This window comes from Enterococcus sp. CSURQ0835 (assembly GCF_902706605.1).
In the GTDB taxonomy this organism is placed as follows: Bacteria; Bacillota; Bacilli; order Lactobacillales; family Enterococcaceae; genus Enterococcus_A.
Genome location: NZ_CACSLH010000046.1, coordinates 1 through 21,710 on the forward strand (window position 1 = coordinate 1; position 21,710 = coordinate 21,710).

24 protein-coding genes are annotated in these 21,710 nt (G+C 41.2%); 18 read left to right on the top strand and 6 right to left on the bottom strand.

Annotated features, from left to right (window positions below; translation table 11 throughout):
* Window positions 1-678: 678 nt before the first annotated feature.
* From GVJ38_RS13155 to yihA, 5 genes are all read left to right on the top strand, one after another.
* A complete protein-coding gene (locus GVJ38_RS13155) occupies window positions 679-1,926 on the top strand; it encodes a GH25 family lysozyme (RefSeq protein ID WP_159723642.1) in 1,248 nt (415 codons plus the stop codon).
* 168 nt (window positions 1,927-2,094) lie between these two features.
* Window positions 2,095-2,247, top strand: a complete 153-nt coding sequence (locus GVJ38_RS13160; RefSeq protein WP_159723644.1) for a hypothetical protein — start codon at window positions 2,095-2,097, stop codon at window positions 2,245-2,247.
* A 166-nt stretch (window positions 2,248-2,413) separates the two neighbouring features.
* Window positions 2,414-3,883: a sensor histidine kinase gene (locus GVJ38_RS13165; RefSeq protein ID WP_159723646.1), complete on the top strand. Its 1,470-nt coding sequence runs from the start codon at window positions 2,414-2,416 to the stop codon at window positions 3,881-3,883.
* A gap of 168 nt (window positions 3,884-4,051) precedes the next feature.
* Window positions 4,052-5,299, top strand: coding sequence for an ATP-dependent Clp protease ATP-binding subunit ClpX (gene clpX, locus GVJ38_RS13170; protein ID WP_159723648.1), 1,248 nt, complete (start codon window positions 4,052-4,054; stop codon window positions 5,297-5,299).
* A gap of 71 nt (window positions 5,300-5,370) precedes the next feature.
* Complete coding sequence (yihA, locus tag GVJ38_RS13175) at window positions 5,371-5,961, top strand: ribosome biogenesis GTP-binding protein YihA/YsxC (RefSeq protein ID WP_159723649.1); 591 nt, start codon at window positions 5,371-5,373, stop codon at window positions 5,959-5,961.
* Window positions 5,962-6,110: 149 nt separating this feature from the next.
* On the opposite strand, the gene GVJ38_RS13180 is transcribed toward yihA, so the two are convergent.
* From GVJ38_RS13180 to GVJ38_RS14240, 3 genes are all read right to left on the bottom strand, one after another.
* Entirely contained in the window at window positions 6,111-6,398 is a 288-nt protein-coding gene (locus tag GVJ38_RS13180) for a hypothetical protein (protein WP_159723651.1), read from the bottom strand.
* Between the two features lie 271 nt (window positions 6,399-6,669).
* On the bottom strand, window positions 6,670-7,032 hold the full coding sequence (locus GVJ38_RS13185) for a VOC family protein (protein ID WP_159723653.1): 363 nt from the start codon (window positions 7,030-7,032) through the stop codon (window positions 6,670-6,672).
* Between the two features lie 112 nt (window positions 7,033-7,144).
* Window positions 7,145-7,291, bottom strand: coding sequence for an SPJ_0845 family protein (locus GVJ38_RS14240; protein ID WP_200849515.1), 147 nt, complete (start codon window positions 7,289-7,291; stop codon window positions 7,145-7,147).
* A gap of 130 nt (window positions 7,292-7,421) precedes the next feature.
* On the opposite strand from GVJ38_RS14240, the gene GVJ38_RS13190 reads away from it, so the two are divergent.
* A complete protein-coding gene (locus GVJ38_RS13190; RefSeq protein WP_159723655.1) occupies window positions 7,422-8,750 on the top strand; it encodes a hypothetical protein in 1,329 nt (442 codons plus the stop codon).
* 10 nt (window positions 8,751-8,760) lie between these two features.
* Window positions 8,761-8,949 (top strand): hypothetical protein, encoded by a 189-nt coding sequence (locus GVJ38_RS13195; RefSeq protein WP_159723657.1) that lies wholly within the window; start codon window positions 8,761-8,763, stop codon window positions 8,947-8,949.
* A gap of 147 nt (window positions 8,950-9,096) precedes the next feature.
* Here the strand turns inward: GVJ38_RS13195 and GVJ38_RS13200 are convergent, their stop codons facing one another.
* From GVJ38_RS13200 to GVJ38_RS13210, 3 genes are read right to left on the bottom strand one after another with little or no spacing between them, the layout of a single operon-like run.
* Complete coding sequence (locus tag GVJ38_RS13200; protein ID WP_159723659.1) at window positions 9,097-11,028, bottom strand: PTS fructose transporter subunit IIABC; 1,932 nt, start codon at window positions 11,026-11,028, stop codon at window positions 9,097-9,099.
* Window positions 11,029-11,038: 10 nt separating this feature from the next.
* A complete protein-coding gene (gene pfkB / locus GVJ38_RS13205; RefSeq protein ID WP_159723660.1) occupies window positions 11,039-11,953 on the bottom strand; it encodes a 1-phosphofructokinase in 915 nt (304 codons plus the stop codon).
* A complete protein-coding gene (locus GVJ38_RS13210; RefSeq protein WP_159723662.1) occupies window positions 11,950-12,702 on the bottom strand; it encodes a DeoR/GlpR family DNA-binding transcription regulator in 753 nt (250 codons plus the stop codon). Before GVJ38_RS13210 ends, pfkB begins: the two co-directional genes overlap by 4 nt.
* Window positions 12,703-12,857: 155 nt before the next feature.
* Here GVJ38_RS13210 and GVJ38_RS13215 point away from each other — a divergent pair, with 155 nt between their 5' ends.
* From GVJ38_RS13215 to GVJ38_RS13265, 11 genes are all read left to right on the top strand, one after another.
* On the top strand, window positions 12,858-14,372 hold the full coding sequence (locus GVJ38_RS13215; protein ID WP_159723664.1) for an alpha-amylase: 1,515 nt from the start codon (window positions 12,858-12,860) through the stop codon (window positions 14,370-14,372).
* Window positions 14,373-14,845: 473 nt separating this feature from the next.
* A complete protein-coding gene (locus tag GVJ38_RS13220) occupies window positions 14,846-15,454 on the top strand; it encodes a hypothetical protein (RefSeq protein ID WP_159723665.1) in 609 nt (202 codons plus the stop codon).
* A 28-nt stretch (window positions 15,455-15,482) separates the two neighbouring features.
* Window positions 15,483-16,214, top strand: coding sequence for a class D sortase (locus GVJ38_RS13225; RefSeq protein ID WP_235032905.1), 732 nt, complete (start codon window positions 15,483-15,485; stop codon window positions 16,212-16,214).
* Window positions 16,215-16,223: 9 nt separating this feature from the next.
* On the top strand, window positions 16,224-17,075 hold the full coding sequence (locus GVJ38_RS13230) for a hypothetical protein (protein WP_159723667.1): 852 nt from the start codon (window positions 16,224-16,226) through the stop codon (window positions 17,073-17,075).
* Window positions 17,076-17,102: 27 nt separating this feature from the next.
* On the top strand, window positions 17,103-17,891 hold the full coding sequence (locus GVJ38_RS13235; protein WP_159723669.1) for a YveK family protein: 789 nt from the start codon (window positions 17,103-17,105) through the stop codon (window positions 17,889-17,891).
* Window positions 17,892-17,900: 9 nt separating this feature from the next.
* The gene (locus tag GVJ38_RS13240) at window positions 17,901-18,584 is read left to right on the top strand and encodes a CpsD/CapB family tyrosine-protein kinase (RefSeq protein ID WP_159723670.1); all 684 of its coding nucleotides are present in this window, start codon (window positions 17,901-17,903) and stop codon (window positions 18,582-18,584) included.
* A 16-nt stretch (window positions 18,585-18,600) separates the two neighbouring features.
* Window positions 18,601-19,317, top strand: a complete 717-nt coding sequence (locus tag GVJ38_RS13245; protein WP_159723672.1) for a tyrosine-protein phosphatase — start codon at window positions 18,601-18,603, stop codon at window positions 19,315-19,317.
* Between the two features lie 78 nt (window positions 19,318-19,395).
* Window positions 19,396-20,067 carry a sugar transferase gene (locus tag GVJ38_RS13250; RefSeq protein ID WP_159723680.1) on the top strand — a complete coding sequence of 224 codons (672 nt, stop codon included), beginning with the start codon at window positions 19,396-19,398 and terminating at the stop codon, window positions 20,065-20,067.
* 11 nt (window positions 20,068-20,078) lie between these two features.
* Window positions 20,079-20,537, top strand: a complete 459-nt coding sequence (pssD, locus tag GVJ38_RS13255) for a PssD/Cps14F family polysaccharide biosynthesis glycosyltransferase (RefSeq protein WP_235032907.1) — start codon at window positions 20,079-20,081, stop codon at window positions 20,535-20,537.
* 10 nt (window positions 20,538-20,547) lie between these two features.
* Window positions 20,548-21,024 carry a PssE/Cps14G family polysaccharide biosynthesis glycosyltransferase gene (gene pssE / locus GVJ38_RS13260; protein WP_159723674.1) on the top strand — a complete coding sequence of 159 codons (477 nt, stop codon included), beginning with the start codon at window positions 20,548-20,550 and terminating at the stop codon, window positions 21,022-21,024.
* 15 nt (window positions 21,025-21,039) lie between these two features.
* Window positions 21,040-21,710 (top strand): O-antigen ligase family protein (locus GVJ38_RS13265; RefSeq protein WP_159723676.1); only part of this gene is annotated, 671 nt, incomplete at its 3' end.

A 21,710-nucleotide genomic window follows, 5' to 3' on the forward strand; every position in this document is an offset into this window, starting at 1 on the left:
TCTTTTAGAATCAGCGAGTAGAAGTGGTGCGGAAGGGAGACCTTTCAGAGGGCCTTTTAGGCCGTGGCCGGTAATAGAGGCTTTCAGCCGAAGAACAAACCACCCGTTCACACGGGTGGTTTTGATTAGTATCCACAAAGTCTCGGTTGGTTAAAAAATTGAGCAAATTAGTTTAATAGGAGACAATCTTCAAACGATCTAATGTTAAAACGGTCACACATCAAAAGATTTAATGAAAGCGAGTTGTTCGATTTTTATTAGACGAGCTTTGACAGCTTAAAACGAAGTTGAAATTCGTTTTGAACTGTTTTTTTCTTTTGTTTTAAGGTCGTTTTTCCCTTGACAGCCCCTTTGACATTTCATTCATATGACAGAAGTAAAATAATGAAATATTATTTCCTAACTCCGCTAATAACAAGAAAACGATTACGAAAATCAATCGATAAAATTTGGTCAGATAACACGAATTCTTTTGTTTAGACCGCGATTTTCCTATTAAATAGATAACTGCTTGATAGCGGATAGATTACGATTTATTTCGATAAACGGCGTTTTTGAAATAGTTAAAAAAAACACTAATCTCCTTTAAAAAGCCTATTCAATCGCCTTGATCCGGGCTACAATAGCCATGTTGAAAAAATAAAACACACACAATCACACACAAGGAGATGTTTACGTATGAAAAGAAAATTTATGGGTGTTACATTATTAACTATGATGGTTTTAGGATTTGCTCAAAATGTTCAAGCAGCTGAAGAGCAAAGTTCACATAAAGAATTAGCAGAAAATACATATCGTTTACCAATGAATCGTTCGGATAAAGCAGAAGATAAAAAGCCAGAACCACGTGCAGGCGTATCTGTTTCAGCCGCTAATCCAAACACGCCGACAAAAAGCTTTGTGGATGTTTCTTCTCACCAAGGTGCATTGTCAGTTGAAAACTTCAAATCGATGCGTAATCATGGGATCACGGGGATCGTCGTGAAATTAACACAAGGAACGTGGTATGTGAATGAACATGCGCGAACTCAGATCAACAACGCAAAAGCTGCTGGGATGAAAGTTTCGGCTTACCATTTTAGTGAATTTTTAGGAGCAGGACAAGCGGCGGCTGAAGCGGATTTCTTTGCGGCAAAAGCTAATGAATTTGGTTTAGATAAAGATACAGTAATGGTCAATGACATCGAGAAAGCGGAGATCCGCAATGCGTCAAATACAGCAGATTCACAAGCTTTTGCGGCACGTTTGAATCAACATGGTTTCAATAATACACAGCACTATGCCAGTTTGAGCTGGTTGCAAGCTGGCGGAACATTAGATGGTAACGCACTTGGAATGAAAAATATTTGGGTAGCTGCTTATCCGTACTCTGTGTCAACTGAAAACTACTATCAAGCTTATGGTGCATGGCAATGGTCAGATAGTTTACAAGTTCCAGGTTTATTAGGTGGCGTGGACATTTCCGCAGACTACACAGGTGCATTCACGAAGAAAAAAGTGGAGATCCCACAAGCATCTTCACCAGCAGGTACGACCGCGATGTATCGGATGTACAACCCGAATAGCTCGGAACATTTCTATACGCAAAATCGCGGTGAAGCCGTGATTTTGCAAGATAAAGGTTGGGACTATGAAGGAATCGGCTGGAATGCGCCGACGACTGGTGAAAAAGTGTACCGGATGTATAATCCAAATGAAGGCGATCACCATTACACACTAAATGCCGCAGAGCGCGACATGTTAGTCGGTAAAGGCTGGAACTACGAAGGTGAAGGCTGGTGTTCAGGTGGTGAAAATGAATTGCAACGGGTCTACAATCCAAATGCTAAATCAGGTGCGCATCACTATACTTTAAACAGCAACGAAAAAGACAACTTGGTTCAACAAGGTTGGAAATTTGAAGGAAAAGCGTGGAACGCAAAATAAATAAATTGACGCTGAATCGAGATGTTTTCATTCAATCGTAGCTCAAAACAGGGAGTCGGGTCAGCTGGCTCCCTGTTTTAGTTCGAAAATAGTTGTGAAAGCGTTTTTTTAACGGTATAATGAAGGTGTCGATCATAGGGAAGACCTCGTTGAAAGGGCGTGTCACAAATGCGAAAAAGTGTGAAAGTTTTAGTTGGCTTTTTAGTGTTGGCTATGTTGTTTGTAGCAGGGTATCAAGTGGCTTTTCATTTCTTCAGTCAAATGGATACAAGTCAGATGAAAACAAAAGATTTACCAAAAACAACGCAAGTCGATCAGTAGAAAAAATTTCAACCAAGCGTGCAGCGAAAGTTGCGCGTTTTTTGCTGTCCAAGCTAAGGAGAAAAAGACACTCGCGCACTCGCACTTCTTTCGGGATTTCTTCACGTTTTTTTCGCAACTCTGCTTTACAGTTAAAGTAAACGGCTCATTATGGAAGGAACGCGCGATGAAGTATTTTTATCAATTATTTTTTGCTTTTTTATTGCTGATCTTGGTAATTTTAGGAATCACTGGCGTTGTGTTCACGCAATTTAATCAGCGCTCATTGGAAGAAAATAATTATCGGCAATTGGCTCGTTATGGTAATTCAGTGTTGCAGATGCAAGAAGACTATCAAAATGATCCTTATTTAGGTGCCGGGACGTTGAATGAGCAGATCGTGCGGGCGATGCAGTTGACAGAACAAGTCTTAAAGTCGCAGCAAGTGCATTTTATTTTTATTGATCTAGCACGTAAAGCCGAATACCCTAACTTAAACCAAACCCAAGTCGATAAGCTGTTATCTGCGGAAGAGTATGCGACGTTAAAGCGGCAAGGAAAATTGCAAAAACACGGGGAGTTGCGCAAAACGTTGAACCATGATCTCGTGGGTGAAAAAAAGGCGACTTCGTATGTGTTCCAGTTGCTGTATGAACAAAATAGCGGTCAGGCGGTCGGTGTTTTAGGCGTGACCCAAGATGCGCAAAATATTACCGATAACGCGACTTCGATTTTAGCGAATTTGGTGAAAGGATTTGTCATCGCGGCATTGATCTCCTTAGTAGTCAGTTACTTTTTAGCGCAAAAACAGGCGCGTAAGATCAAAACTTTCAATCAAGCGATCCAAAAAATTGCGGCAGGAGATTTTGACATTCAATTAACGGAAGCCGATTCCGCGAATGAATTTGCGCAGTTGACAAGATCGTTCAATCAGATGGCGGTCTCGTTGAAAAATTCTCAAGAAGAGATCGCGCGGCAAGAAGAGTTGCGGAAACAATTCATGGCCGATGCTTCCCATGAGATGAAAACACCGCTGACGACGATTAAAGGGTTACTGGAAGGGCTAAAATACAATGCGATCCCGGCCGCCCAGCAGAAAAATGCCGTTGGACTGATGGAAAAAGAAACGGACCGCATGATTCGCTTGATCAAAGAAAATCTCGATTACGAACGCATTCGAGCAAATCAGATCACGATCGAACCTCAAGTTTTTGATGCGACGGAAGTGATCCGACAAATCTGCCAGCAATTAAAAACGAAAGCCGCAGCAGAAGGCGATAAGCTCGTGTTAGCGACCGCGGAACCAGTTGAACTTTACGCCGACTATGATCGCTTCATGCAGATCATCGTCAACATCGTCCAAAACGCGATCCAATTTACGCAAAACGGAACGATCACATTGCGCTTATTTCAAACGCAAACCGAAATTGGGATCACGATCCAAGACACCGGGATCGGAATGGCACCTGAGCAAGTCAAAAATATTTGGGAACGTTACTATAAAGTTGATCCTTCTCGGACGAATAAAAAATACGCGGAATCAGGGTTAGGTTTATCGATCGTCCAGCAACTGATGAATCTGCATCATGGACGAGTGGAAGTAAAAAGCCAGCTAGGTGTCGGCACGCAGTTTACGTTGTATTTTCCGAAACAGTAGCGCTTTGCTCCGAAGTGGGTCGCTTTAGCTAAGGCTAGGGAGAAGTGCTCTTTAACAAAACATTAAGGCCACTAGCAAATGATTTCCTCGCTTTTGTATTTTGTCGCTTTATGATATGATAGTAAAAGACTGCAACGATTGCAGGAAATGAAACAAGAGGTGAAAGCCATGTATGAGAACACTGGCGGAGGCGACGCAGTTCGCTGCTCTTTTTGCGGTAAAACCCAAGAAGAAGTAAAGAAAATCGTAGCGGGTCCTGGTGTCTACATTTGTAATGAATGTATTGAACTTTGCAAAGAAATTATTGACGAAGAATTTTACGATGAAGATGTTCGTGAATTCATCGATGTACCAAAACCAAAAGAACTGTTGAATGTCTTAGATGAATACGTGATTGGTCAAGATCGGGCTAAACGCGCGTTATCTGTGGCTGTCTACAATCACTACAAACGGGTCAACTCTGAACCGACCGAAAGCGATGAAGTCGAATTACAAAAAAGTAATATTTGCTTAATCGGGCCAACTGGTTCTGGGAAGACATTCTTGGCGCAAACGCTTGCACGCACATTGAATGTACCGTTTGCGATCGCGGATGCAACAAGTTTGACGGAAGCCGGTTATGTCGGTGAAGATGTTGAAAACATTTTGTTAAAACTGTTGCAAGCAGCTGACTACAATGTTGAGCGGGCCGAAAAAGGCATTATCTACATTGACGAGATCGACAAAATCACGCGCAAAAGTGAAAATGTCTCCATTACTCGAGATGTTTCCGGTGAAGGGGTCCAACAAGCCTTGTTGAAGATCTTGGAAGGAACCGTTGCCAGTGTGCCACCTCAAGGGGGACGTAAACATCCGCATCAAGAATTTATCCAGATCGATACGACGAATATTTTATTTATCGTCGGAGGTGCCTTTGATGGGATCGAAGACATCGTAAAAAATCGACTAGGTGAAAAAACGATCGGCTTTGGTGCGAACAATCAAAAAATTTCAGAAGACGAAAGTATGATGAAACACATCATTCCAGAAGACTTATTGAAATTTGGTCTGATCCCTGAGTTTATCGGTCGGTTACCTGTGACGACCGCGTTAGAAAAACTAACGGCAGAAGATCTAGTCCGGATTTTGACGGAACCGAAAAACGCGTTAGTCAAACAATACCAAAAACTATTGTCTTATGATGAGACGGATTTGGAATTTGATTCCGATGCGTTGACAGCGATCGCTGAAAAAGCGATTGCTCGCAATACCGGTGCGCGGGGCTTGCGTTCGATCATTGAAGATATCATGATGGATGTCATGTTTGATATCCCATCAGATGAAACGATCGAAAAAGTCACTATCACCAAAGCAGCAGTCGAAGGGGACGGTCAACCGATCGTGACCTATCAAAACGGCGAACAAAAAGCCGGTTAACTGACAGAAGCGAATGCTTACCTTGATCTAGTCGGTAAGGATTCGCTTCTTGTTTGAAAGGAATGATTTTGATGAAAGTCCATCACGCCGAGATCGTGATCAGTGCCGTTGCACCTAAACAATATCCCGATGATCAATTACCGGAGATTGCACTGGCAGGCCGCTCGAATGTCGGGAAATCCTCATTTATCAATACGTTGATCGACCGAAAAAATTTAGCGCGGACTTCTGGTAAGCCCGGAAAGACGCAAACGTTGAATTTTTATTTGATCGAACAGCAACTGTATTTTGTCGATGTGCCTGGCTATGGTTATGCGAAAGTTTCCAAAACGGAACGTGCCAAGTGGGGTCAAATGATCGAAACGTATTTGACTAGCCGCGAACAATTACGAGCTGTCGTGTCATTAGTCGACTTGCGACATGATCCTAGTACTGAAGATGTGCAGATGTATAACTTTTTGAAGTATTACGAACTACCAGTGATCTTAGTGGCGACTAAAGCCGATAAGATCCCGCGCGGCAAATGGAACAAACACGTCAGCGCCATTAAAAAGAAACTCGAATTTGATCCAGCCGATGATTTTATTATTTTTTCTTCTGAAACGAAACAAGGAAAAGCAGAAGCGTGGCAGGCAATCGAAAAAGCAATCCGTGAAGAGTGATCTTTGCGGATTGCTTTTTTGGTTAAGCACTATTTTTGGTTCTTTGTTAACTAATGTTGTTCAGAGTTAAATCACGAAAAGAAATGTTTCGATATTTCCTTTCTTCAGATTAGCAACGTCAATACTTCTAGTTTTCTGCAATCAAGAATTTAGTCAGGGTCATAAAAATAAACTGAAGCCCAAATTCCATACACGACAGAAAATGTTAAAAGTATGATGGTAGCAATCGCTTTTTGGGCATGTATTCCATGGCCGACAAAACTTAAGAGCAACTCTAAAAAAATAAAAAAACTAGCAAACGATATTGCGTACAAGCTAAAGATTCGGTATTTATTTGTAAAAAATCTAGTTTCTTTTAGTAAATTGTATAAAAAGAAACCAAATAATCCAAACAATAATTTGGCATTTTTCTTATCAAGTTCTGCTTTGTTATTCATTTATTTGTTCATCCTTCCGCATTCAATACAAGAGCGAGCGCTAAAAAACTGTTACTATGCTGATAATTTCACTTCTGATAATGTAGTTAATTTTCATACGGTACACTTTAACCGGCACTAAGTAATTATTTTTGAATACCAAACAATTGTAACATAGTTTTTTTATTAATGGCGCGATCTTTCCTGAACGCTAAGATTTTTATCTTGAACGAAGAAGGTGGGGAGAAATTAGTAATTAGAAAGGATCTTCTTGAGGCTTAATTTTTAGAGCTTATGTGTGACAGACAGCTTCGATCCGATATCCATCTGGATCAATCAAGAAGGCGGCATAATAATCGGGATGATAATCACGAAGGCCAGGTGCACCATTTGATCGTCCACCAAACTGCAGACCAGCGGCATAAAATTGGTCGACTGCTGCTCTAGATGGGGCTTGAAAGGCAAAATGAAATGGGGTGGGGATTCCGCCACTTAAATACAAGTCGCCCATCGGATCAGTTGAAAGTCCGTCACCAAAACTGACGAGTTTTTCAGTATAGATTTTTGGTTGATAATTCAACGGGCGCAAGATTTGCTGGTAAAAGTGTGAACTTACTGCTAAATCTGTAACTTTTAAGTCGAAGTGATTGATCATGATAAGATCCTTTCAAGTTCATTTTTAATTTTTACCAAAATGCGTTAGCAAATTCAAAAATACCCAAGAAAGATGTTTCATTACACTTCCTTGGGTTAACTTTTGTCAAACACTATTTTTTCTTTTCTTTTTTCTCTTTTGGCTCTGGCTTCAAAAAGCGTTCGATCTCTTCTTTTGGTTGAACTTTCTTATCCGGATCGACAGCGAAATTCTCAAACATTTTATCTAAATTGTCCGTACGTTCAAATTTTAGGCCCATGGGAAATCCCTCCTATTTTTCTTTAGTGTATCATTTTTGTCAGAAGATGCAAAAATACTGGTCGTATTCTTATGAGATTTTAAAGGATTACGATATAATGAGAGTGTAGAGAAAAAAAGGGGTGATGATAATGGGAAACGCCCAAAAACTATACAGCGTCAGTCAGTTGCATAACTTAGATGAAGCGGCCGTCAAACAAGTCACCGCAGATTGGTTAGTTATGGCCCGCTTGCTATTTGAGCCTGATACGATGCAGATCAACGGGAAAACACGAGCATTTGATTTAACAGAATTACAAACTTTACTCGCGTCGTTCACGCTAGAAGAAGACAATTGGATTTGCTTAAAAAATAATGAGGAAGAGTCCTCGATCCATTTGTTAAAAGGGACGCTGCTAGAAAAAAGTATCATCAAAAAGACGACCTATGAGTATTGGCAAGCTGTCTTTTTAGATTATCAAATGGCCCGTTTGAAACGTTATGGTTTTTTCGCGTATATACGTTCTTACGACGAATATTTGTACCACAACACGTATCAGATCGAAAAACGCCGTCAGTTCGAATCGGCGCAAGCAACTGAACAACTGCCGAAGATGCGGGGGTTAAATGGGGAAGAAAGTGTCGATTGCAATGCTTTTCCTGGTTACGACGTTTTTTATAAAGGCTTTTGTTTGACGAGTTGTTGGCGGATCTTTTTTGGCAAAGAGTACAAGAAACTGTTTCCAAAGCAAATGTTGTTAGAAGTCCAACAAGTCGAAGAAGTTACTGAGATGGGCGATGGCGTGATCGTCGAGTTATATAAAGATCCTTTTCAATGGGATGAAGCGATCAATCTACGTTTTCAACGGCTGTTTCGCGATCAGTTAGGGATTCCCCAGTTGTCGTATACAAATGGCGTCGGTGTTTTAAAAGAGCCGTACACGGAGTTTGCCTTTGAAGACACATTGATTCAGACGGTTCAATACCAAAATGATCAGTACCAGCCAACCGAAAAAAGTAAAGCCAGTGTTTTTGTAACGCGGACCTATGATTTTTTGAATGAAAAATATCAAGTCCATCGCTTAAAAGGCTCGCTGAATATTTTAGCGTATTTTCCTTGGATCGATGATGAAGGCGAGAAGATGATGAACTATCACGTCCTTTATCCGGAACTCACGTTAGACAAGGGTGTCTCGGCGTATGAATATTATATCCGGGATCTGATCGAATTAAAAGTCGAAGATGATCGTTTTGAGGAATACACAGCGATTTTACAACTGTTCATTCCAAAATCAGCAATGGACGATTTTCCGCTAGTCGAGTTGAAGGAAAAACTAGGTGATGTGACGATCCATCAGATCAGTCATAAGAAACATTCGATCTCATTGTCATTAGAAAAAGCTGAAAACAAATTAGTCGTTTTATTTATTGATCAACAACAAGCTTCGATCAAAGAAGAAGCAAATATAGCTGGAATGTGAGGGAACGCTGATGAATAAACAACGCTATCGTTTCATTATGCTGCCAACGTTACTGGTGATCTTGATTTTATTACTGCTACCGCCATTTGGTTTGAAATTAGGCTTGTGCATGTTGCTTTTGTCGATCGCGATGTTTTTTGTCAGTCAACCGCAACCAGCACCGGTAAAAGTCAAGCATCGTTCAGAGCGTCATCGTTAAATTATCCTTTCCGAAAAAGGGGTCGAAAGTTTCAGTCGGCTCCTTTTTGTTTTTTTAGTTGAGGAATCATCCACTATGAGTTAACAAAAAAGCAACTCTTACTGCGACTACGCGAAGTAAGAGTTGCTTTTTCGATTACCGAACAGCTTATTTAGCTGCCACTGGTTTTTTCAAGAAGCCGTAGATGAGACCAGATACGATCGCACCGATTACGACGAATAATAAATATAAAATCGGATGACTCAATAATAAGACGACGAAGATTCCGCCGTGAGGAGCTAGTAATTTGATTCCAAAAGCACCTACGAGTCCGCCAGTCAAAGCAGATCCGACGACAAAACTTGGGATGATCCGAGCTGGATCTGCGGCTGCAAATGGGATCGCGCCTTCTGTAACGAATGAGAGCCCCATGACGATGTTGGTCAAACCTGCATCGATTTGGCTTTGTTCAAATTTATTTTTGAAGAGCCGCGTCGCTACGAAAATCGCAAGAGGGGGAACCATTCCGCCGGCCATAACAGATGCCATCACGATCGAACCACCTGTGGCAACAGTCGAAGCTAATGTTCCAGTTGCAAATACATAAGCGGCTTTGTTGATCGGTCCACCTAGGTCGATGGCCATCATCCCGCCTAAAAGGGCACCTAGCAAGATCGCGTTCGCACCACCTAGGCCAGTCAAGAAACCAGTCAATGCATCATTGATAGCTTTCATTGGAATGTTGATCAGAAGCATCAAAAAGCCAGTGACTAACAGACCGAAGAATGGATAAAATAAAATCGTCCGAATGCCGTCCAATGATTTTGGCAAGCCTTTGAAGACTTTCCGTAAGAATTGGATCACATAACCGGCTAAGAAACCACCGACTAACGCGCCAAGGAAACCAGCGCCACCCGCATTCGCTAACGCACCAGCTGCAAAACCAGCGACTAGGCCAGGTCGATCTGCGATGCTTGATGCGATGAAACCAGCTAAGACAGGAAGCATAAAGCCAAACGCTGCTTGACCGATCTGATTGAACCAGCCGGCTGCTTGGTTGTAACTACCAAGTTTGGCTAAATGTTCTTGTGGCACACCCATGAATTGGTCGATCATGAAAGATAAAGCGATCATGATCCCGCCAGCGATAACAAACGGTAACATATGAGAGATCCCATTCATTAGATCTTTGTAGATCCGTTGCCCAACTGTCCCATTATCACTGGCTTCTTCAGCGGCATCACTGCCAGCACCGCCAGCACCACGGAAGACAGGAGCTTTGCCACTCAACGCTAGGTCGATCAGTTCTTCTGGTTTTCTGATCCCGTCACTAACTGGGCGATTGACTAATTCTTTTCCGTCAAAACGATCCATCTCGACTTTTTTATCCGCTGCAACGATGACGCCATCCGCTCGTGCGATGTCTTCGGCGGTCAAGCGATGTTTGATCCCTTCAGAACCATTCGTTTCGACTTTGATGTCAACGCCCATTTCTTTGGCTTTTTTCTTCAACGCGTCTTCCGCCATATAAGTGTGGGCGATCCCAGTTGGACAAGCGGTAACGGCCACGATATATTTGCGGTTGTCAGCTTTTAACTGTTGTTCAGCTTGCGCTTGTTCTTCGGCTTTTTCTTCTGCTTCTTTAGCTTTTTCCGCCGTATCGAATAAGTTTTGGACTTCATCAGGTGAATCTGCAGCTTTTAGTTTTGCGACAAAATCAGGATCGATCAATAAACGCGACAACGCAGCTAGTGCTTGCAAGTGCGTATCATTGGCACCTTCTGGAGCGGCGATCATGAAAAAGAGGTAAGTAGGTTGGCCGTCTAGTGATTCATAATCCACCCCGTGTTTACTTTTAGCAAACAAGACCGTCGCTTCTTTGACGGCACTGTTTTTTGCGTGAGGCATCGCGATCCCGTCACCTAAACCAGTGGACGTTTGCGCTTCCCGCTTTAAAATCCCAGCTTTGTAAGTTTCGATGTCTGAGATGCGACCTGCGTCATACATTTTTTGGACCATCTCATCAATCGCACCGCGTTTGTCCGTCGCTTTTAGATCCATGATCATGGCATCTTTTACTAATAAATCTTTGATATCCATAGGAACCCTCCTAATTTACTTTTGTGATTTTCACTTCAGGTAATAGTTCTTTGATAAAGGCTTCGGTGGCTAAGTCATCGGAAAATGTCGTGGCACTCCCACACGCCACGCCCCAACGGAATGCTTCCACGGGATCTTGCGTTTTGGTAAAACTGCCGACAAAACCTGCGATCATGGAATCGCCTGCACCAACTGAATTTTTGACGGGGCGTTTCAATACGTTTGACTGGTAGATACCATCTTTAGTAAAGAGCAGGGCGCCATCACCAGCCATTGAAACGAGCGCGTGTTGGGCACCTTCTGCTAACAACCGTTTGCCAAAAGGATAAATATCTTCAATTGAATTGAAAGTCGTTTGGTAAAGATCAGCTAGCTCATGATTGTTTGGTTTCACAAGTAACGGTGCTTGAGGTAAGGCGTCTAACAGATCTTCACCGGTCGTATCGATCACAAAAGTCGCGCCTTGTGCCTTGACGACTTCGATCAATTCTTGATAAAAACCAGTAGGGACACTAGCGGGCTTGCTGCCAGAAAAAACGACGATATCTTGTGCAGTAACACCACTTAAAATCGTTTTTAAATGATCACGGTCAGCGGTTGTGACGTGAGGGCCTTGCCCGTTGATCTCCGTTTCCGCGTCGGCTTTTAATTTGATATTGATCCGCGTATCATCGGCAACGGGAGTAAAATTCGTCGCAATATTTTCTGCTTGCAGCCAATCATTGATGAAACCGCCAGTAAAGCCGCCTAAAAAACCAAGGGCAGTCGATGTGTTGTCGATTCTCTGTAAGATACGGGAAACATTGATGCCTTTTCCGCCAGGTAGTTTAAAATCATTTTTCATTCGGTTGATGTCACCGATTTTCAGTTGATCCACATGAACGATGTAATCGATCGAGGGATTCAATGTGACTGTATAGATCATACAGTGACCTCCTTAATAGTTGTCATTTCTGCGACTTTGTCATAAAGCACTAACGGGCATTTATCGGTGAGGATGGTCGCACTATCTAAAGGCGCGACTTTCACAAAACTCGTCTGACCGAATTTGGTATGATCGACTAAGACATAGGCGTCTTCCGCTTGTTGCATCGCTAATTTTTTCAACGAAGCTTCTTCTGTGTCCGGTGTCGTGAATCCATGAGTCGGATGCACACCGTTCATACCGATGAACGCTTTATTGAAACGATAATTAGTCAGCTGTTCGATCGCTTGCGTTCCAATCACGGCATCCGTAGTCAATTTGATCCGGCCGCCAATGACGATCGTCGGCACTTGTTGCTCGACTAGACGCGCGGCGATCCCAACTGAATTGGTGACGACAGTTAAAATTTTATTCTTTAATAAAGGCACCATCTCTAAAGTCGTCGAGCCCGCATCTAAGTAAATCACATCGCCTTCTGTTAAATATTCTACCGCTAAACGAGCGATTGCTTGCTTTTGATGAATGTTTTTGAATGTTTTTTCCGCCATCGCAGCTTCTTGTTCCAAATGTTGCGAACGTTTCGCGCCGCCGTGGATCCGGACTAAGAGACCTTCATCTTCTAATTCTTGTAAGTCACGGCGGATCGTTGACTCAGAAGCATTTAACTGTGTGACTAAATCTTGAGACTTAACGATCGAATATTGATCTAACCATTCGACGATTTTTTTGCGTCGTTCCTCTGTAAGCATTTCCATCCCTCCTTCATTAGTTATAGTAACATATGAGATTGAACGAATCAATCGTAAACGTTCAAAAACAGTCAAAACAATTTAACTAACTTCCTAGCTAAAAATCGTCAAAATAACTCATTTTATGATAAAATAATGAGATAAGGGGGGATCTTATGGGAAACAAGACAATACTGCAAGGATTTGAATGGTATTTGCCAGCTGACGGTTCTCATTGGAAAACGATTCGCGAAAAAGCGGCCTTGCTGAACAAGATGGCACTGACAGCAGTCTGGTTGCCACCGGCTTACAAAGGATCTGCTGGTGCCGATGATGTAGGATATGGAACCTATGATCTCTATGACCTCGGTGAATTTGAGCAAAAAAATACCGTCCGAACAAAATACGGGACGAAAGACGAATATTTAGCGTGCATCAACGCGTTGAAAGAAAATGATTTAGAAGTCTACGCAGATATCGTGTTTGATCATTTTATGGGTGCAGATGAAACCGAAGAAGTGTCGGCTGTGGCATACCGCTTTGATGATCGAACACAACCAACGAGTGAAGAAAAAACGATCCAAGCTTGGACGAAATTTACTTTCCCGGGTCGCGCCGGAAAATACAATGACTACACTTGGACCGCTGATAATTTTTCTGGTGTGGACTATGATGCCCGCAGCAAAGACCACGCGATTTTTAATTTAGATTCGAAAGGTTGGCAGCCGAAAGTCGATGATGAAAATGGTAACTTTGATTATTTGATGGGGTGTAATTTGGATATGGCGAACCCCGAGACGATCGAGCAACTCGATAAATGGGGTGCATGGTACCAAGAATTGACAGGCATTGACGGATATCGTCTCGATGCGGTCAAACATATCAAGTTTGATTTATTTGTTGACTGGCTATTGAATCGCCGCAAAGAAAAAGACGAAGAGATGTTTGTGGTCGGTGAATATTGGTCCGATAATTTAGATGATCTGATCGGTTATTTAGATTCATCGGGGAATCTGATCCGCTTATTCGACGTGCCGCTGCATTTTAATTTATATCAAGCCGCAACCACGATGGGCACGTATGACATGCGAACGATTTTTGACGGGACATTGATCCAAGCACGACCAGATTGGGCCGTCACCTTTGTCGATAACCACGATACGCAAAAAGGTCAGAGCCTTGAGTCATGGGTGGATGGTTGGTTCAAATGTCACGCCTACGCATTGATTTTATTACGTGATGAAGGAACGCCAGTTGTTTTTTGGACCGATCTCTTCGGCTCAGAAGAAATCGGAAAAGTCGGTTTCGGCTTAGAGATCATGTTGCAATTGCGCAAACATATCGCCTTTGGGGGCCAAGCAGATTACTTCGATGATCCCCATATCATCGGCTGGACTTCCACCGGCAGTTTTGAGCAAGAAAATTCCGGGATGGCCGTCATCATGACGAATAACGGCGGCGGCGAAAAACAAATGACCATCAGCGCGATCCACGGTGGGGAGACATTTGTCGATATCTTAGGCAACAATGAAGCCCGCATCGAATTAGATGAAAATGGCATCGGCGTTTTCCCGGTGAATGACGGTCAAGTCTCCGTTTATATCAAAGAAAGTTTAGCGAAAAAAATCGACGAATTAGAAAAAGCCGAAGCTAAAAGTGAACAAGCTAGCGAAGATCAAGAAACAAAATAATCTTGTACTAGTCAAAAAAGTTGAGCTCATTGAGTTCAACTTTTTTTATTTAGGGCAAATACGCAGCATCAAATTTTTTTGAAGGAGAGTTTGAAAAGAATAAAGCTGCTACTATAGTAGAAAAAGTGAAAAACAGACAAAAAATAAGTTATCAGTTTAAAAATGTAATCAGTTATTTTTTATTCTTTGTTTATCTGTAATTTTATTTTTCATAAAAGGGATGGGAAAAGACAATAAAATAAAATCATAATGAATGTTCTCTAATGGCGGAAAAGGTTCAAATAGCTATTAAATGGCGAATTAAAATTGTGATTGTGGCGGGTAGATCAACAAATTAAAAACAAATAACAATCAGGGAACGAAAGCTCCATTTTCAGAAAGTTATTATATAATGAAGACGCTGGTTCTTCTAAAATATTTTAAAAATAGTTATTTTATTTGGAAGCAGCAAATCTAATAAAGGAGGTCCATGAATGAAAAAGCTTGTTGGCATAGTAGTTGTTTGCTTAATGTGCTTCATCTTGGGAACACCAAAAGCGCAAGCAGCCGGTGCGATCCGAGCAGACGAACAGCGAATCATCGATGCATTGCGTACACCAGTCACGATCAGCGGCAAGACGTTTTACGTTCCTGAGACTCAGATCACACAGGCTGAGAATCACTTGAAAAACGAAGAACTGACGGCAGCTCAAATCGAGACAGCGGTAACGAACATCCAAGCCGCGATCAGCTTACTTTCTGCTCAATCAATCGATGTTTCAAACATCAATTCAATTGAAGAGTTAGTTGAAGCCTTGCCACGGGATGTGATTGCTCAGATCCAAGGCTACGTAACTAAAGCGGCTGATGCACTAGGTTTAGTCGTTACGAGTTGGAATGGCGGATTTGCGCAATTATCCAAGAAAGCAACTGGTGGAAATGCTGGAAATTCAGCGAGTCAGAAACCCTCAGTTGTGTACAGCTCAGCAAATGCGATCAAACAAACTGGAGTGAATTACTTTGGTAGCTTTGTGATCATTGGGGCTCTACTAACTCTCGCAGCAGGTGCGTTTGTAGTAGGAAGAAAGACACGGCTTGCATAAAGCAGGCAAACAATTAAAGAGGATCGGGGTGGCACTTTGCGCCCCAGCTCTCTTTTTGACCCTTGGGTATGGTCTGATGTACATTGCTGGAAAACCTGTCATTCAATTTGTCACCTCTTCATTAGAACTATTTTTACTCGCTGATGTTCCGACTGGACATTCCGCCGAAGCAGCCACTACGGCGTTAACACCTGAAACAAAGGCGGCCGCTTCAGCTGAACAAACACAGTTAGCTGAAAGTGCCACGACTGATTTTAAAGCAGTCACCGACGCAGCAGTTGAGCAAAAATTAATTCACGGGCGCTTGCCTTCAAGTGATGTGCACTATCCTTCTGGCGGCCAACAATATGGTCAGATTCAGATGGCAACAGTCGGATTGAATGTTCCATTGTACTACGGAGATACCGAAGAAATTTTACGCTTAGGCGCGGGTCAATACTTTGGCTCAGTCTTTCCTGGTGAAACGGGAACGACATTGATCGCAGGGCATAATTTAGACGGTTTCAATAAAATGAACGGACTAAAGATCGGCGATGCGATCCAGCTCAAGACGAATTATGCGAATTATACGTATCAAGTGACCAAAGCCAATGTCCGGAACAAAGAAGACGAAGAGATCGACCATTTGATCAAACAAAAGAAAAAACATTTGTTGATCTTATATACCTGTCATAGTGAAACTTCTTTTGGTCTAACGGATAATCGGTTGTTTGTCATTTGTGAATTAAAAAATGGACCTGAGATCGATCCAAATCGTTAGGAGGACGTGATGAAGAAAAATAAATTTTTACGCCGAGCACCGCGCTGGCTTTGCGCGTTCATTTGTTCACTTTCACTGTTTGGGTTGTTCTCATTGGTCATCGTTAAAACGACATTGTTCAATCAAGAATTTATGATCGACAAAACGCAAAAAGCCCATTACGCCGAAACGATCACCGCTGAGATCAATCAAAGTATCGGTGATCTAGGTCGAGCAAGTAACGTGCCAGTCGAATTGTTAGTTGGGACGGTCACACCAAAACAAACACAAGCCAATCTAGATAGTTTTATTCGCGGTATCTATACTGACGTTCCGTTTCAAATCAAACAACGCGATCAGATCGAACAAAAAATCACGACGACCCTCACGGATTACGCGGATCAACAACAAGTCGATCTAGCCACGCCGCAAGCAGCTTCTGAGGTAGATCAATTAAAAACGGCCGCTTTGACCGAATTCGATCGTCATATCGAGATTCCTTACATATTGACTTATGGCCGAAAATTGATCGCTTTTAACAGTACGTTGATGCTGCTGATCTTAGTTGTCGCAGTCATCACCTTGATCTTAGTCATTGGCGTGATCTTAGTCGTCGGACCCTTTACGCATCGGAAGATCCGCTACCTAGCCTATGTCGTCGGCGGCAGCGGTCTGATGTTGACTGTTTTACCAGGCTATCTGCTTTTATCAAAGATCGTCTATCGTCTAGGTGTCGCGTCGACCTCGCTTTACCGCTTTTTGACGACCTATGTCCACGATTTTATTTTGACCTTTGTGTATGTCGGCGGCGCGGCGTTACTAACAGCCGCCGCATTGTGGATCGCAAGTGAAGTGCTACGGAAAAAATTGATCGCCAGATAAACGCTATTAATAGAAAGAAGTGAAACTATGGAAGAAACTATTAGCTTAGCTGAGATTTTTAGTATTTTGAAAAAACGATTCTTATTGATCGTATTAGCCGCACTTTTCATGACGGCAGCCGCAGGAATCGCGACATTTTTCTTGATCACCCCAAAATACAGCTCTTCAGCTGAACTTATCGTCCAATCCAAAAAAGAAACGGACAGCATGAATTTGCAGTCCGATGTCAATGCGAATGTATTATTGATCAACACGTATAAAGATATGATCATGGGCGATGTCGTATTAAAACCCGTCCAAGAAAAATTGGCCAGCGAGTATAACTACAATACGAGCATCAGTCATTTAAAAGACATCTTAACGGTCGAACAATCACAAAATTCACAAATGTTCCAAATCAAAGCCACGACGGATCATCCCGATAACGCGATGCGGATCGCCAATGTCACCGCGAACGTTTTTCGTAAAAAAGCCAGCCTCGTGTTAGATGTCAATAAAGTTACTATCACATCAAAAGCTGCGGCTAATATGCATCCGGTTTCGCCTAACAATCAGTTGAATATTTTGATCGGCGCAGTTGTAGGCATCATGTTAGGAGTCGGACTGGCATTCTTATTGGAGTTGTTAGACAAAACTGTCAAAGATGAACGTTTTATTGCTGAAGAAATGGGACTACCCATTTTAGGTGCCGTCGATGAGATGAGTAGTAAAGACATCAAACGCGGCACGAACATTGAAGGCCGTCTAGCATTTGGCAATTCACATTTCACGGCGACCATCGATGAACCGACTCGACGCGCGCGTCCACGAGTATAGGAGGAAGCTATGGCTAAAAAGAAAAATAATTCAGCCGTTTCACTGATCACTTTAGTCGATCAAAAAGCCAAAGCCGCTGAACAATATCGAACGATCCGCTCTAATATCCAATTCTCATCTGTCGATCGTGAATTGAAATCTATTGTAGTCACTTCTTCTGGACCGTCAGAAGGAAAATCCACTACTTCGGCTAACTTAGCGATCGTCTTTGCTAACGGCGGGAAAAAAGTTTTGTTAGTCGATGCAGATCTGCGCAAGCCAACATTAGCGCTGACCTTCAAAATTCCGAATCCAGATGGCCTTTCAACATTGTTGGGGGATCGGGAAGCGACTTGTGAGAAATATGCGATCGAGACTGCTATCCCAAATTTAGCGATCTTACCAAGTGGTCCTAAGCCGCCGAATCCGTCTGAATTACTAGATTCAAAACGAATGACAGAAGTCTTGAAGCAGATGAATGACTACTACGATCTTGTGATCTTTGACATGCCGCCAGTCGTTACGGTCACCGATGCACAGATTTTAGCAGCCAAAACCGACGGCACACTTTTAGTCGTTCGCGAACGGAAAACAAGTAAGCAAGGAATCTTAAAAGCACATGAACTATTAAAAATAGCTAACGCTAATATTTTAGGCGTCATTTATAACGGCGCTAAAAGCCAAAGTAGTTCATCGTATTATTATTATGGTTAACTAGGAGGGCTGCACAATGATCGATACCCATTGCCATCTTTTACCTGGTGTCGATGATGGCCCTCAGGATTTGGATGACGCGCTGAAGTTGGCGCAACAGGCAGTCGACCAGGGGATCACGCATATTTTATGTACGCCCCATTATAATCGGCACTATCAAAACGAGCGATCCACCATCATCAAACAAGTTGCACAACTGCAAAAAGCATTCGATCAACGAGCGATTCCGTTGACCTTATTTGAAGGTCAGGAAGTCCGGATCACAGATCAATTGTTAACGGATATTTGCGAGCATCGAATTCTCTTTACAGATGTGGAAGATACGTATTTATTATTAGAATTACCGACGCGGGAGATACCATGGTACACCGAAAAAATGTTGTATCAATTACGGCAAGCTGGAAAAACCCCGATCATCGTCCATCCTGAACGGAACCACGTATTACAAGCCGACGAAGATCAACTCCAGACTTTCTTGAATCTAGGCTGTCTGACACAAGTCACCGCACCTAGTATCGTCGGAATATTTGGAAAAGAAGCACAAAAATTTGGCTTAGAATTAATTAAAACAAAAAAGGCACACGTGATAGCATCAGATGCTCATGGAATCACAAAACGCGCTTGCTACTTACAAGCTGCGTACCAGCTTATCCAAAAACAGTTTGGGGAAACTGTTGTGTCGGAACTTAAACAACATGCAAAAGACATCGTGAACGGCGATGCCATCCAGTAAAAAAGTGAAGGGGGAAGAAGGTTGGAAGTTGGGAAACGAAAAGAACATTATCTTAAACAGCCGACAAGACTTGAAAATATTGTCGTCGAAAGAAGAAGCGGTCAAAATCTAATTTTTGATCAATTAGAATTGATCGCGCAACGTAGCATTTATTATTTTTTTAAACGAAGCTTGGATATCATCGGCAGTCTGATCGGCTTGATTTTATTGGCACCACTCTTTTTACTGATTATCCATTTGATCAAAAAAGAAGAGCCGAGCGGTCCGATCTTTTTCAGTCAAACTCGAATCGGTCATAACGGCCGCAAATTCAAAATGTATAAATTTCGCACGATGTGTATCGATGCAGAAGCACGCTTGATCACTTTATTAGATAAAAACGAAGTCGAAGGCGCGATGTTCAAAATGAAAGACGATCCACGCGTTACCCGGATCGGTCGCGTCCTTCGCAAGACGAGTCTTGATGAGCTACCGCAATTGTGGAATGTCTTAAAAGGTGAGATGAGTCTAGTGGGACCACGCCCGCCACTTGAACGTGAAGTAATCAAATATGATGAATGCGACATGCTGCGTTTGCTGGTGAAACCAGGCTGTGCTGGCTTGTGGCAGATCAATGGCCGCAGCGATGTCGGCTTCAAAGATATGGTAGAACTCGATCTGCTTTATATCCAGAAGCAAAGTTTCTTGTATGATCTGAAAATCATTGTGAAGACCGTGTTCGTGATGATGTGTCCGAATGGGGCTTATTAGGGGGGAAAAGTTTGAGAAAAAAGAAAATTTGTTTGATTGCATCTTCTGGTGGACATTATGAACAATTATTGATGTTGAAGAATCTAGATAAAGACCATGAATTATTTATGGTTACGGAAAAAACTATATATAGTAGGGGAAAAAATAAGTTATATTATATTCGTCAAATTAATCGTCGAGAAAAATTACTATTTATTTATTTATTAGAAAATCTCATACAATCGTTATTCATATTTTTAAAGGAAAAGCCAGATGTAATTATTTCAACTGGGGCTTTATCTGTAATACCTATGTTTATCATTGGAAAAATATTCAGAAGAAAGTTAATATTTATAGAATCTTTTGCAAAGAGTGATAGTTGTACATTGACCGGAAAATTTATTTATAAATTTGCTGATGAGTTTATTGTTCAATGGGAATCAATGATAGAAGTCTATCCAAAAGCAAAATTTTACGGAAGTATTTATTGAGGGTGAATTTATGATATTTGTAACGTTAGGATCGCAGAGATTTCAGTTCAACAGATTACTTAAATATATTGATGAGTTAGTTGATAGTGATGGTATTGAAGAAGAAGTATTTGCCCAAGTAGGCTACAGTGACTATATTCCTAAAAACTATTCATTTGAACAATTTTTGGATAGAGATGAGTTTAAAATAAATATAGAAAAAGCAAATATAATTATTACACATGCAGGGACGGGAGCGATTATAACTGGATTGAAGAACAAAAAAAATGTTATTGCAGTTCCAAGGCTTGCTATGTATGGTGAGCATATAGATGATCATCAATTACAAATCGTAGATAATTTTACTAAAAAAAATTATATTATGTCAGCCCAAAATGCTGAATCGATTAGGGAGTCAATTATATTGGTAAAAAAAGGAGTAACAAGAGAAAAATTCAAATCTAATAATTTATTTTTCTTACGAAGCTTGGAAAAGTTAATTAATTAAAGTGGGGAAAAATAATTGGATAAAAAATATATTTTAGGTAAAATTTTAGCAATTACAGTATTATTGGATGCAATAAATGGTTTTTTTACAATGTATATAGGGAGTTTTTCAGAACAGATAATTCCACTTTTTCGAATGATATTAATTGTGTATATGCTAATTATAATTGCTAACTTAAAAAAATACCTTTTTTTAAAATTAACAGTTATAATAACATTTTTGCTTGTAATGACGTCTTGTGTAACCGTGTTAGGAAATAGTTATACTAGTTCAGATTATTTAACAAATATTATTTATACTTCTAAAATAATATACTTTTTTGTGTTAACTGTTTTACTTTGGAATTTTAATACAAGTCAAATATCAAACTATACTTGGTATATTTCAATTATAAGAACGAATTCATACTTGTTGCCCATGCTTATATTTGTACCTACAATTTTAGGTATGTCGCGCAGAACATATGAGGGATCCAATCTCGGAAGTTCGGGTTTTTTTATTGCAAATAATTCAACAAATATTGTTTTAATAATTTTAACTTCTTTTCTTTTTTTTGAAATATTTATTAATTGTACGTGTAATAGATTTGATAAATATTTCTATTTCCTTTCCCTATACACTTTATTTCTACAGGGATCAAAAACAAGTTACTTTTGTTTAATTCTTTTTTTAATAGGGAATGTATA